The 12,952-nt window shown below is 63.8% G+C and carries 12 protein-coding genes; 6 read left to right on the forward strand and 6 right to left on the reverse strand.

The genetic code is table 11. From position 1 onward, the window contains the following. Nucleotides 1–5 precede the first annotated feature (5 nt). Together H290_RS0104795 and H290_RS0104800 are read right to left on the reverse strand one after the other, a co-directional pair. On the reverse strand, nt 6–716 hold the full coding sequence (locus H290_RS0104795; RefSeq protein WP_196809499.1) for a GntR family transcriptional regulator: 711 nt from the start codon (nt 714–716) through the stop codon (nt 6–8). Nucleotides 717–721: 5 nt separating this feature from the next. Continuing rightward, nucleotides 722–1,861 (reverse strand): acyl-CoA dehydrogenase family protein, encoded by a 1,140-nt coding sequence (locus tag H290_RS0104800; protein ID WP_020105633.1) that lies wholly within the window; start codon nt 1,859–1,861, stop codon nt 722–724. 140 nt (nt 1,862–2,001) lie between these two features. Here H290_RS0104800 and H290_RS0104805 point away from each other — a divergent pair, with 140 nt between their 5' ends. Next, the gene (locus H290_RS0104805) at nt 2,002–2,814 is read left to right on the forward strand and encodes a hypothetical protein (protein ID WP_020105634.1); all 813 of its coding nucleotides are present in this window, start codon (nt 2,002–2,004) and stop codon (nt 2,812–2,814) included. Nucleotides 2,815–2,835: 21 nt separating this feature from the next. On the opposite strand, the gene H290_RS27820 is transcribed toward H290_RS0104805, so the two are convergent. Further along, complete coding sequence (locus tag H290_RS27820; protein ID WP_020105635.1) at nt 2,836–4,107, reverse strand: TetR/AcrR family transcriptional regulator; 1,272 nt, start codon at nt 4,105–4,107, stop codon at nt 2,836–2,838. 175 nt (nt 4,108–4,282) lie between these two features. Here H290_RS27820 and H290_RS0104815 point away from each other — a divergent pair, with 175 nt between their 5' ends. The 5 genes from H290_RS0104815 (at nt 4,283) to H290_RS0104835 (ending at nt 9,698) form a co-directional block, all read left to right on the forward strand. Next, nucleotides 4,283–5,095: an enoyl-CoA hydratase-related protein gene (locus tag H290_RS0104815; RefSeq protein WP_020105636.1), complete on the forward strand. Its 813-nt coding sequence runs from the start codon at nt 4,283–4,285 to the stop codon at nt 5,093–5,095. A 63-nt stretch (nt 5,096–5,158) separates the two neighbouring features. Next, nucleotides 5,159–6,760: a fatty-acid--CoA ligase FadD5 gene (fadD5, locus tag H290_RS0104820; RefSeq protein ID WP_020105637.1), complete on the forward strand. Its 1,602-nt coding sequence runs from the start codon at nt 5,159–5,161 to the stop codon at nt 6,758–6,760. A 240-nt stretch (nt 6,761–7,000) separates the two neighbouring features. Continuing rightward, nucleotides 7,001–8,137 carry an NDMA-dependent alcohol dehydrogenase gene (locus tag H290_RS0104825; protein ID WP_028462793.1) on the forward strand — a complete coding sequence of 379 codons (1,137 nt, stop codon included), beginning with the start codon at nt 7,001–7,003 and terminating at the stop codon, nt 8,135–8,137. A gap of 62 nt (nt 8,138–8,199) precedes the next feature. Beyond that, nucleotides 8,200–9,015 (forward strand): serine hydrolase, encoded by an 816-nt coding sequence (locus H290_RS0104830; protein ID WP_020105639.1) that lies wholly within the window; start codon nt 8,200–8,202, stop codon nt 9,013–9,015. Nucleotides 9,016–9,179: 164 nt separating this feature from the next. Next, nucleotides 9,180–9,698: a DUF3145 domain-containing protein gene (locus H290_RS0104835; RefSeq protein ID WP_020105640.1), complete on the forward strand. Its 519-nt coding sequence runs from the start codon at nt 9,180–9,182 to the stop codon at nt 9,696–9,698. A gap of 102 nt (nt 9,699–9,800) precedes the next feature. Here the strand turns inward: H290_RS0104835 and H290_RS0104840 are convergent, their stop codons facing one another. From H290_RS0104840 to acpM, 3 genes are read right to left on the reverse strand one after another with little or no spacing between them, the layout of a single operon-like run. Beyond that, nucleotides 9,801–11,252, reverse strand: coding sequence for an acyl-CoA carboxylase subunit beta (locus H290_RS0104840; protein ID WP_020105641.1), 1,452 nt, complete (start codon nt 11,250–11,252; stop codon nt 9,801–9,803). 58 nt (nt 11,253–11,310) lie between these two features. Next, complete coding sequence (locus tag H290_RS0104845; RefSeq protein WP_028462794.1) at nt 11,311–12,576, reverse strand: KasA/KasB family beta-ketoacyl-ACP synthase; 1,266 nt, start codon at nt 12,574–12,576, stop codon at nt 11,311–11,313. Nucleotides 12,577–12,582: 6 nt separating this feature from the next. Next, nucleotides 12,583–12,894 (reverse strand): meromycolate extension acyl carrier protein AcpM, encoded by a 312-nt coding sequence (gene acpM / locus H290_RS0104850; protein WP_020105643.1) that lies wholly within the window; start codon nt 12,892–12,894, stop codon nt 12,583–12,585. Nucleotides 12,895–12,952: the final 58 nt, after the last annotated feature.

Raw genomic sequence — 12,952 nt, forward strand, 5'->3', positions numbered from 1 at the left:
GTTTCTCAGCTCTCGCTCGACGCCTCGTCGATGGTGTCGTCTGCCCACAGTCCGACGGATTCGAGGTGGCGGGTCAGGCGCTCGGCGCCATCGGTGAACTGGCGGCGGGTCTGGGTCACGACCTCGTCGCGGTCACCGTTGCGATAGGCCTCGATCAATTTCGCGTGACTCTCGCAGGCGACCTCGCCCCACTGTGGATCACTGGCGTAGAGATCCTGCGGCGTGTAGCGGGTGGCGTTGAGCAGGAACCATGCCAATTTTCCGCCGTCGGCGATGCGGTTGTGGACGCGATGGAACTCGAACTCGGCAGCGGCGACGTCGGCGGGACGACCCGAAGCGATGGTGGCCTTCAGCTGGTTGTTCAGCTCGGACAGCTCGTCGAGTTGCTCCGGTGTCACCGTTTTCGAGATCCGGACGGCGAGTTCGACGGCAAGGACGCCCTGGAGCCAGAAGATGTCCTCGACGTCTTGTCGAGTGAGCTCGGCGACCACATATCCGCGGTGCGGTGCCAGGTTGACCATCCCTTCACCCCGCAGAGTGAGCAATGCCTCGCGCACCGGGGTGACGCTCACCTGCAGGTCAACCGCGGTCTCGTCCATCCTGATGAACTCGCCGGGGCGGATGGCGCCGGTCATGATGAGATGACGAAGATGGCCGGCGACCTCCTCGGAGAGTTGAGGCCGCCGGCGCAGCACCGCGCGTGAAGAGGACGTCAAGGCACTTACAGACCGTAGGTCTTGCCGATGATGTCGCGCTGGATCTCGTTGGTTCCGCCATACACAGTAGAAATGATCGCACCCCGCATCAGGCGCTCTGCATCGAACTCGGTTGCATAGCCGTATCCGCCCATCATCTGCATACCGTCGATGGTCATCGCCTTGGAGACCTCGGTGGCCTTGAGCTTGGCCATCGATGCCTCGCGCGGCAGCATCTTCTTGGGATTGGCATCCGATTGTGCGGCGACGCTGTAGACGAGCAGCTTGGTGCATTCGATCTCGGTGGCGTGATCGGCCAGACGATGCCGCAGCGCCTGGAAGGTACCGACCGGGCGTCCGAATTGTTTGCGCTCACTGACGAATTCGAGGGTGTTGGCAAAGGCGCGTTCGGCGACACCGAGCTGCATGGCCGCCAGGATCAGGCGTTCGGTGTTCAGGCCGCTCATGAGCTGGTTCCAGCCGTTGCCGACCTCGCCCACCACTGCGCTGTCGGGAACCCGGACGTTCGTGAAGTAGAGGTCGTTGACCTCCCGTCCGCCGAGGGTGTCGATGCCGCTGATCTCCAGTCCTTCGGTGCCCGCCGGGATATGGAATTGGGTGATGCCCTCGTGCTTCTTGCCGTTGCGATCGGTTCGCGCGATGAGCAGGATGCTCTTGGCGAAGTGGGCGTTGGAGCACCACGTCTTCTGCCCGTTGATGACCCAGCCGCCGTCGACCTTCTCGGCGCGACAGGTGAGTGCGGCGACGTCGGAACCCGCTTCGGGCTCGGACATCGAGATCGAGAGTGACTCGCCCGCAACAACATCGGCGAGGACTTCCTTCTTCATCTGCTCGTTCGCGAACTTCTGGTAGGCCGCGGCGGTGATCAGGGTCGGGCCAATGCCACCGATCGGGGCATTCCCGCGCATGGCCTCTTCCAGGAGGATGCACATCTCCATGTTCCCGGCGCCGGCGCCGCCGTATTCCTCGGGTACCAGGATTCCGGCCCAGCCGAGTTCGGCCATCTTCTTGTACAGCTCCACCGAGTGCAGTTCGGTACCGCCTGCGGTGAGCGCGTCGCGCTGTTCGCGGGTGCCGGCCTCTCGGGCGCAGAAGTCCGCGACCGACTTGGCGAAGTCGGCCTGTTCGGGCGTGAAAGTGGTCATGAAGGTGCTCCTGGATCGTCGGTCGGGCTCGCGGTGCGAAAGTATCACATCACATATATGTGATGGAATACCTGCAGGTGGCCGATCGGCGAGCTCGAAAGTGGTGTGGCGCCGGTCTCCGGAGGGCCTACATTGGCGGCATGAGTCCGAAAGCGAAGGTTGATCGAAACGGGGAGTCCGGCGATGAGCCGGTGACGACCGAGCCTGTGGCGTCGCGGCCGGTGACGGCCGAGCCCGAAGAATCCGCGGTCGATTCCACCGTTCAGTCGGATCCGTCGCCCTTCGACTCGGAGGCGTTTCTCGAGGCGAATCGCCGTAACCGCGACAAGATGCGTGCCGCTGCCGAGGCAAAGCGGGCCAAAGAGGCGGCGCGCGAGGAGCGTCGGGCGGGCCGCGGTGCGGTGGCGACGTCGGATGGGCAGGCCGCTGATCGTCCGGTCCGGCGAGGCGGCCGGTGGACCGTCCCGGTGCTCTCGATTCTGTTGATCGCGGCACTGGTTGCCGCCGGGGTCTTCGCGTACCTGTACCGCGAAGCCGACAGCCGGGCTGCGGGCGATGACCAGGTCAATGACCTTCGTCCCAGTGCTGTCGAGGACGCCGGCCGGTATGCCGCAGACCTGCTGACCTACGATTCCGCGAACTTTGCGGAGCTGGATGCCCGGATCACCGAGATCTCCACGCCGGCGTTCGCCAAGGACTTCATCGAAGGATCCCGGCAGGCCCGCGAAGGTAGCGCCAATGCGCAGGCCGTTGCGTCGGCGAAGCCGAAAGAGGCCGCACTGCAATCGATTTCATCGACAGATGCGGTGGTCCTGGTGGCGATGGATCAAACGGTGAAGTCGCCACAGACGGACGCCGAACTGCCGGAGGGGATCCCGTATCAATCCATGGTCAAGGTGACACTCGAACGGGTGAACGGCAAGTGGCTGATCTCTGACTTCAAGGTCGTGTGACTGGCCGAACCGGTGTCCGGTCTACTGCTTCGGAAGCAGGATCGCGGTCATGACGGCCTCGATGCGAAGCCGGGTCGCCGGTCGGGGGTCGTAGCGTACCCAGTTGCCGAGGTCGAGCACGGTGTTGAAGGCGGCATGCACCAGGTACCGGGCTTCGACCGGGTTCACGCCAGGGCGGACCTGGCCGACGAGTTGTGCCCATTCTTCGACGTTGCGGCGCTGTTGGTCGCGGAGTTCGATCCGCTGCGGTTCGGGCACGCTGCCGATCTCTGACAGGTACAGATTGAGTAGTTCGCTGTTCGCGAACGAGAGGTCGACGTACTTGGTGACCAGCTTCTCAACGGCTTCGTCCGGCGTCGCAGACTCGGCGAGAGCATCGCTGATCCCCGCGGTGATGCGCTCACTGGCCCGGGAGAACGCGGTCGACAACATGGCGACCTTGGTGTCGAAGTGGCGGTAGACGCCCGACTGGTTCATGCCGACCGCGGCGCCGATCTCTTCCATCGTCACGTCATGGAATCCGCGGGCACTCATCAATCGGATCGCCTCGGTGAGCAGGGCTTCCCGCTTCGATGCCATCGGAAGACCGACCGGTGCGGCCGGGCGTGCGGGCACCGCCGTCGGATCGTTCGGCGGCAGATCGGTCCGGGCCACGTCCATCGCGGCGGCGAGGATGACTGCCTCGATCCGCTTGCGGGGCAATGAGGCCCGATGCGTCGTGATCGATCCGATGACGCTGAGCACCGCGCCGCTGAGGTACTGCGCGTCCGTCGCCAGGCGTCCCGGCGCCGGCACACCTCCGGTCGACAGCTCTGGGCGGATCTGGTCCAGAATGGACGCGAATCGGGCGTGCATCCGACCCACGAACTCGCCGAGTTGCCGGCGGTCCTCTGGATTCAGGTATCGCGCCTCCCATCGGTAGAGGGCACCGCGGGAGCGGTTCTCGATCGTGGTCCGGGTGAGTTCGGTGATCAGCAGGTTCAACTCGCGTTCGGGTTCACCGGGTAGGGTGGGCACCTGTGCGATCGCGCGATCCAGGTCGGCGCCGAGTGTGCGGACCGTCTCGGAGAAGAGTGCGTACTTGTTGGGAAAGTGCCGGTACAGGGCCGGGCCGCTGATTCCGACCTGACCGGCGATCTGATCGACACCGGTCGCGAAATAGCCGTGTTCGCTGAAGGATTCGGCGGCGACGCGAATTATCTGTTCGCGGCGGTCCTTCGGTCGCTGACGGGTTCTCGGTGCGGCAGAAGCGGGTGTGGGGGCGTCGTTGACGCGTCCGTTGGCTGAAGCCATTTATCAATGTTAGCCGCAGGCGGCGACTATCTGCAGCGGAGGGGGCGTATCCCGTCGACCAGCGAGGACAACCGCTCGCGAACACTTGACGCGTCCGGCAGAAATCTGACAAGTTAATGTGGATTCACGTGATCTACATCGCAATTGTGAGAATCTGAGGGTTAGGGTGGCGAGCATGCCGGCGAACAATGGGCTTTCTGTGGCCGTCGACGACCGGGGCGTTGCGCGCGTTCTGGTTGATCGGCCTGCCCGGAAGAATTCGATGGACTCGGCGACGAGCACGGCGCTGATCGAGACGCTCGGTGAGTGGGCGGCAGACCCCGCGGTGAGGGTTGTGGTCATCGGTGCTCCCGGCCGGGACTTCTGCACTGGTGCCGATCTCATCGAGATGGCCACTGCGGAACCGCCGGCGTCCGAAGAGGAGGCGCGGCAGCGCGCGGAGCGGACCATCAACACCGGATCCGATGTCGTCCGCGCGATCCGGGCGCTCGAAGTCCCGGTCGTCGCGGTGGTCGACGGGGCGGCAGTCGGTATCGGAGCATCGGTCGCTTTCGCGTCCGATCTCATCTATGCCTCCGAATCGGCCTACTTCCTGCTCGCGTTCGTCAACATAGGTTTGATGCCCGACGGCGCCGCCACCTCGACGGTGGCTGCGGCGGTCGGCCGTGCTCGCGCGAACGAGTTGGCGTTGCTCGGTGAACGCCTGCCGGCGACGCAGGCATACGCCGACGGGTTGGTGACCGCAGTGCTGCCGTCGGAAGCGTTGGCGGACAAGGTCGATCAAGTGGTGAACAAACTGCTGGCGGCTTCACCCCGGGCTCTGACGCTGACCAAGAAGGCGATCGACGCCCAGACGATGGCCGGTTTCGAGTTGGCGTTGCAACTGGAGACACAGGGCCAGACCGAACTCCTGCAATCACCCGAATTCGTGGCATTGATCGCCGCATTCGCAAGCAAGAGCAAAAACCAGACAGTTGCATCCAATTAGCATTCGGAAACATCAACGCTTGAGGTCGATCTCGGCGTTGGTCACACAACAAGGAAGCGGAAAATGACGAGCTCCACATTGCCTCAGTCCGACCACCTCGTCGAGGAGCCGTTCCGGTCTCGGCGCAACAACTGGAACACCCACATCCGCCGTCACGCAGAGATGAAGCCCGACCAGGTCGCCTTGCGCTTCTTGGGACAGGACACCTCCTGGAAGCAGCTGGGCGACCGTTCCACCGCATTCGCCGCAGCGCTGTACAACCGCGGTGTTCGTTTCGGTGATCGCGTGCTGGTGCTGATGCTCAACCGCAGCGAGTACGTCGAGGTCATCTTCGGCGCCAATCTGATCGGCGCGATCGCGGTGCCGGTCAACATCCGGATGACGCCTCCCGAAGTCGGCTATCTCGTCGCCGACAGCGGTGCCAAGGTCATCGTCACCGAGTCGCTGCTCGCCCCGCTCGCCGATGCGGTCCGCAAGACCACCGAGGGTGTCGAGAACCTGATCATCGTCGGTCCTTCCGATGTCGGGGATGCACTCGATTACGACACCCTGATCGCCGAGGACCCGTCGGACCTGCCGGCCATCGACGTGCCGGAGAACTCGATCGCGATGATCATGTACACCTCGGGAACCACCGGTAATCCCAAGGGCTCCATGCTCTCTCACACCAACATGCAGGCGCAGGCCGTCACCTGTATCTCGGCGCTGCAGATCCGCAATGACGACGTCGGCTCGTGTGTGGCACCGATGTTCCACATCGCGGCGATGGGTGCGATGGCCCCGCTGTTCTACCTCGGTGTGCCGACTGTGATCCATCCGCTGGGTGCTTTCGACCCTGAGGCGTTGCTGGATGTACTCGAGGCGGAAGGCATCACCTCGATCTTCCTCGTTCCGGCGCAGTGGCAGGTGGTGTGTGCGGTGCAGAAGGCCAAGCCGCGCAACGTCAAGTTGCGGGTGATCTCGTGGGGTGCGGCACCGGCGTCGGACACCGTGTTGCGGGCCATGGCCGAGGTGTTCCCGGACGCCATCAACGTCGCGGTGTTCGGACAGACCGAGATGTCGCCGATCACCTGTGTGCTCGAAGGCAAAGATGCCTTGCGCAAGCTCGGATCGGTGGGGCAGGTCATCCCCTCGGTGCAGGCGAGGGTCGTCGACGCGGAGATGAACGATGTGAAAACCGGTGACGTGGGGGAGATCGTCTACCGCGGGCCGAACATGATGGAGGGCTACTGGCAGAACCCGCAGGGGACCGCGGATGCGTTTGCCGGCGGCTGGTTCCATTCCGGAGATCTGGTGCGAATGGATGACGAGGGGTTCGTCTACGTCGTCGATCGCAAGAAAGACATGATCATCTCCGGCGGCGAGAACATCTACTGCGCCGAGGTCGAGAATGCGCTCTTCGCGCATCCGAAGATCCTCGAAGCAGCTGTGGTGGGCAGGGCCGACGACCGCTGGGGTGAGGTTCCGGTCGCGATCGTCGTCCTCCACCCCGGCGAGCAGTTGACGTTCGAAGAGCTCATCGAGTTCCTCAACGAGCACCTGGCACGTTTCAAGCAGCCGAAGGAAATGATCGTCATCGACGAGCTGCCGCGCAATGCCTCCGGCAAGGTGATCAAGCCATCACTCCGCCAGGAGTACGGCGGCAAGGACGCCGGACTGCACTAGGTCTGCGACCTGCAACTCCAGCGAACGCGATAACCGTGGCCGGCCGCTTCACAGCGGTCGGCCACGGTTGTTTTCGCGTTGGTGGAGAACTCGCCGGAAACTGGCACTGGCGGCAAAACTGAAACACGTTACAATTTTCTCAACACGGTGACTGCGGTCACTGTCGGGATAGAAGTTGCGCTCCGGCCACAGCCGGACGGCTCTTGGTAGGCACCCCTGTGCCGCGAATTGGGAGGTTCGATGAAGACAAAAGGCGCATTGCTCAGGAACTTCAACGAGAAGTGGGCGATCGAGGAGATCGAGATCGGCGACCCGCGGCCGAGTGAGGTCAAGATCCGGATGGAAGCCGCGGGTATGTGCCACTCCGACCACCATCTGGTGACCGGAGGGATCCCGATGGGTGGCTTCCCCGTGCTCGGCGGACATGAGGGCGCCGGGGTGATCGAGCAGGTCGGTGAAGGGGTCACCGATTTCGAGGTCGGGGACCATGTGGTGCTGTCATTCATCCCGTCGTGTGGCAAGTGTCCGTCGTGTCGATCGGGCCTGAGCAACCTGTGCGACTTCGGCGCCATGCTCCTGCAGGGTGAAGCCGTGTCGGACCACACATTCCGCATCCACACCGCGGCCGGTGAAAACGTCTACCCGATGACGCTGCTCGGTACGTTTTCCCCGTACATGGTCGTTCATGAAACGTCCGTGGTGAAGATCGACCCGACGATCCCGTTCGAGGTCGCCTGTCTGGTGGGCTGCGGTGTCCCGACGGGTTACGGATCGGCGACTCACAGCGCCAAGGTCAGCCCGGGTGAAGACGTGGCGATCATCGGCTGCGGTGGTGTCGGGATCGCGGCGCTGCAGGGCTCGGTGATCTCCGGTGCCCGCAACGTGTTTGCGATCGATCCGGTGGAGTGGAAGCGCGAACAAGCGCTGAAGTTCGGTGCGACCCACGCGTTTGCCAGCGTCGAAGAAGCTGCGATGACCATTGCCGAGGTGACCGCCGGAGGTATGGCGAAGAAGGTCATCGTCACAGTCGGTGAGGTGCACGGCAAGGACGTCGACCTCTGGATGGGCATCACCGCCAAGGCCGGCACCTGCGTCCTGACCGGTATGGGCAACATGATGGAGAACCAGGTCACGCTCAACCTCGCGATGCTGACCCTGCTCCAGAAGAATCTGCAGGGGACCATCTTCGGTGGCGCCAGCCCCAAGATCGATATCCCGCAACTGCTCTCGATGTACAAGATGGGCAAGCTCAACCTCGATGACATGGTCACCCGGCAATACCGCCTTGACCAGATCAACGAGGGCTACCAGGACATGTTGGACGGCAAGAACATCCGCGGGGTGATTCGTTTCACCGACGAGGACCGCGCTGTCTGATCGCCGGCCCGGCCACGGCCGCGGGCCCTGTCAGTTGCCGCGCACACACTCCGCGTGATGGCATGGGCGTCATGCTCAAGCAACTCGACAGCTGGCCCGTGGGCGCGGTCTCGGCGGCGGTGGTGTCCGACGGACAGGTGATCGAAACGAGTGGTGACACCGATCAGGTGTTCGCGCTCGCGTCGGTGACCAAGTTGCTCGCGGCACATGCGGTGCTGGTCGCGATCGAGGAGGGAGCCATCGAACTCGATCAGCCGGCCGGTCCACCCGGTGCCACGGTGCGGCATCTGTTGGCCCACGCCTCAGGTCTGGATTTTGGCAGTCTCGAAATAGTTGCCGGGCCGGGGGAGCAGCGCGTCTATTCGAGCGCCGGATTCGAGGTGCTGGCCGAGCTGATCGGAACAGAGGCCGACATCGTGTTCGACGAGTACCTCGCGCAGGCCGTCTGTGAGCCGCTCGGGATGACGTCGACGGCGCTGCAGGGCTCGGCCGGGCACGGGGCGCACTCGACGGTCGCCGATCTCGCGGCGTTCGCCGGCGAGCTTCTCGCACCGGCCCTGGTCTCCACCGAGTTGTTCGCCGAGGCGACATCGGTGCAGTTCCCGGGGCTGGACGGGTTCGTCCCCGGCTATGGCAAACACCGGCCCTGTGACTGGGGGCTCGGGTACGAGATCCGGTCGCACAAGAATCCGCATTGGACCGGGAGCCGGAACAGCCCGGGAACCTTCGGTCACTTCGGTCAGTCCGGGACGTTCCTCTGGGTGGATCCGGCGTTGTCCGCAGCCTGCGTGGTGCTCACGGACCGGCCTTTCGGTGCGTGGGCGAAACCGCTCTGGAGCGAGTTCAACGATTCCATCGTGGAGGCTCTTTCACGCTGACAACAATTTCCACTTCGCTCCACCGGATACAAGCAAGAGACGTTGAACACGTGCCACTAGCGCAACACAGGTAACTTGAGGCACAATAGGCAACAAGTGTGGTATCACCGTGGTTTCGCCAGGCCGTTGGGGAAGACGTTCCTCGTCGAAACCGGAGGTGGAAAGTGCGCAACCTGAATCAGTTTGCGGACGTTACGACAGGTGTGGTTTTCGTACATTCCGCACCGGTCGCGTTGTGCCCGCATGTCGAGTGGGCACTGTCGTCGACCCTTGATGCCCGCGCGAATCTGAAGTGGTCGGCACAAGAGGTCAGCCCTGGCCTGCAGCGCGCCACCGTCGACTGGGTCGGACCCGTCGGGACCGGTGCGCGCCTGGCCAATGCCCTGCGTGAGTGGTCTGCCCTGCGGTTCGAGATCACCGAGAACGCCAGTGAAGGCGTGGACGGTGAACGCTTCTGTTTCGTCCCCGGACTAGGTCTGTGGCGGGGGTCGATGAGCGCCAACGGTGACGTCATCGTCGGCGAGGTGCAGCTGCGTTCCCTGATGGAATCGCATGCCGATGGCATGGAACTCGCGGGTGCGCTCGATGCCGCGCTCGGCACGGCCTGGGACGAGGCCCTCGAGTCGTTCCGCATGGGCGGTGCCGGTGCCGAGGTCACCTGGCTGCACCAGCGCGTGGGCTGAGCACCCCGGCACCTGAACACAAACACGCGAACACAAAAGCGGGCCCGGACTTCTGAAAAGTCCGGGCCCGCTTTTGTGTCTTGTCAGAACACTCTCGTCAGATCACAACGGGATGTTCTTGTGGCGTCCACGGCGAGCCGGTGCCGAGGCCAGTGCCTGCGCGATGATGCTGCGGGTCTTGGCCGGGTCGATGATCTCGTCGACCACACCGATGGACTGAGCGCGGCCCACACCGCCGGCGATGGCTTCGTGCTCGACGGCGAGACGCTCGTGCAGTGCTTCGCGCTCGTCGTCGGGTGCGGCAGCCAGTGCCTTCTTGTGCAGGATGCCGACCGCTGCCTTGGCGCCCATCACGGCCACCTCGGAACCGGGCCACGCGTAGACCGCGGTGGCACCGAGTGCCCGCGAGTTCATCGCGATGTAGGCACCGCCGTAGATCTTGCGGGTCACCAGGGTCACGCGGGGGACCGAGCATTCGGCGAACGCGTGCAGCAACTTGGCGCCGCGGCGCACCACGCCGTCCCATTCCTGGCCGACACCGGGCAGGTAACCCGGGACGTCGGTCATCACGATCAGCGGGACGCCGAACGCGTCGCAGAGACGGACGAAGCGAGCCGCCTTCTCAGCACTCTCGGAATTGAGGCAACCACCCATGCGCAGCGGGTTGTTGGCGATCACGCCGACACTGCGACCGGACAGCCGACCGAAACCGATCGTGATGTTCGGCGCCCACTTTGCCTGCAGCTCTTCGAAACTCGAGATCTCGGTTTCGCCGTCCGCAGCCACATCGGTGTCGAGCAGCGCCCGCACGATCGGGTGGACGTCGTACGCGCGACGGTTGGACTCGGGCATCAGAGCCCGCAGATCCGTATCGCCCGCCTCGGCCTTCTGCCGGCTGAAGTGGCCCTGCTGACCGAAGGTTCCGATCAGGCGGCGGCCACGCCAGTAGGCGTCGGCCTCGGAATCGGCGGTGATGTGCGAGACACCCGACTTCTTGCCGTGGGTGAGCGGTCCACCGAGCGACTCCATGTCGACGACCTCACCGGTGACGCTCTTGACGACGTCCGGTCCGGTGACGAACACGCGGCCGGCCGGCGCCATGATGACGACGTCGGTCAGGGCGGGTCCGTATGCCGCGCCGCCGGCGGCGAAGCCGACGACGATCGAGATCTGGGGGATGTATCCGGAGGCCCGGACCATCGCCTCGAAAACCTCGCCGACCGCATGGAGGGCTTCGACGCCCTCTGCCAGCCGGGCACCGCCGGAATGCCAGATACCGACAACCGGGGCCTGCTCGGCGATGGCGGTGTCGATGGAGTTGACGATGTGCTTACAACCCACCACCCCCATGGCCCCGCCCATAACTGTGCCGTCGGTGCAGTAGGCGACGGTGCGGACACCGTTCACCCGGCCGACAGCAGCCTGTACACCCGACTTGTCGCGGGGGTGCAGCAACGACATGGATGCTTCGTCGAAGAAATTGGTCAAGCGCAGCAAAGGATCCCGAGGATCGATGGATTCCTCTTGCTGTGTGATCGGGGCCATGGTGGTCATGAATCTCCTTAGAGGTAGATCGTCAAGCGCCCGGTGAGACTGGCTCCGGGGCAGCGGGTCAGTAGCGCCCAAAGGCGAGCGCAACGTTGTGCCCACCGAATCCGAATGAGTTGTTGATGGCGTAGTCGATCTGTCCGTAACGCGGTTCTCCGTGAACCACGTCGAGTTCACACTCGGGATCCTGATTGTCGAGATTTAGCGTCGGAGGAATGACTCCCTCTTCGATGGCCTTGATTGTCAGTACCGACTCCAGTGCACCCACCGCGCCGATCGAATGCCCGAGGGCAGACTTCGGAGCGTAGACCGCGGCATGGTTGCCCACCGCGATGTTGATCGCCAGCGCCTCGGCGGTGTCGCCGACCGAGGTCGACGTGGCGTGCGCGTTCACGTGGGTGATGTCGGACTTGGTGAGTCCCGAGGTCTGCAGTGCACGGGTCATGGCGCGCGCAGCGCCGGTGCCCTCCGGGTCAGGTGCAACCAGGTGATAGCCATCGGACGTGATCCCACCGCCGAGGAGACGCGCGTGAATGTGCGCACCCCGGGCAATGGCGTGATCTTCGCGCTCGATGACCAGCAGTGCGGCAGCCTCACCGAAGACAAAACCGTCACGGTCTTTGTCGAACGGGCGAGACGCCGCTGCGGGATCTTCGTTGCGGGTGCTCATCGCTCGCATCATCGCGAAGCTGGCGATGGGGACCGAGTCGATATGACCCTCCACACCACCGGTGACGACCATGTCGGCGTCACCCATGACGATCTGACGCCACGCGTGCGCGATCGCCTCCGAACCCGAAGAGCAGGCGGAGACAGGTGTGATCACACCGGCCTTGGCGCCGATCTCGAGTCCGACCACCGCTGCCGGACCGTTTGGCATGGCCATCGGTACGGCAAGCGGGGAAACCTTGCGGTAGTTGCCGGTGTTGTGCATCGAGTTGTAGGCCTCGATGAGCGCATCGCCACCACCCTGACCGGTACCGATGACAACGCCGAGGCGCTCTTTCTCGATATCGGGTTCGCCTGCGATTGCCCACAGACGCTTGCCCATGACATAGGCGACCCGCTCGACGTAGGCCATGCGACGGGCCTGAACCCGGGTGACCTCCGTCGACGGATCTTTCACGAGACGCCCACCGAACCGGACCGGGAGGTCGTACTCCTCGACCCAGTCATCGGTGAGAGTCTTGATACCGCTCTCTCCGGCGAGAAGACCCTTCCACGTGGAATCGAGGTCTTCGCCGATTGATGTGGTCGCAACCATCGAGGTCACCACCACGTTCGGAAAATTTCCGCCGAGGGTCGAGTATTCGCGAAGAGAGTTAGTCACAGTTGGTCACTCACCGGTGTTCTTGTCGGCGTCGAGCTTGGCGCGGATGGCGTCAGCGGCGTCCGCGTTCTCGGCTTCGAGCTTCTGGATGTAGTTGACGGCGTCACCGACGGTGCGCAGTCCGGCGAGATCCTCATCGGGGATCTTCACGCCGTACTTGTCTTCGGTCTGCACTGCGATTTCAACCATCGACAGGGAATCGATGTCGAGATCGTCGACGAACGACTTCTCTACAGTCACCTCAGAGGGTTCAATGCCGGTGACCTCCTCGATGATCTCAGCGAGTCCGGCAATGATTTCTTCCTGGGCGGCGGCCACTGTGTGGCTCCCTTCATGTTCGTGTATTCGTGTGTTTCCGGAGGAACAGTGCTCACGC

This window comes from Nocardia sp. 348MFTsu5.1 (assembly GCF_000383535.1).
Taxonomy (GTDB): domain Bacteria; phylum Actinomycetota; class Actinomycetes; order Mycobacteriales; family Mycobacteriaceae; genus Williamsia; species Williamsia faeni.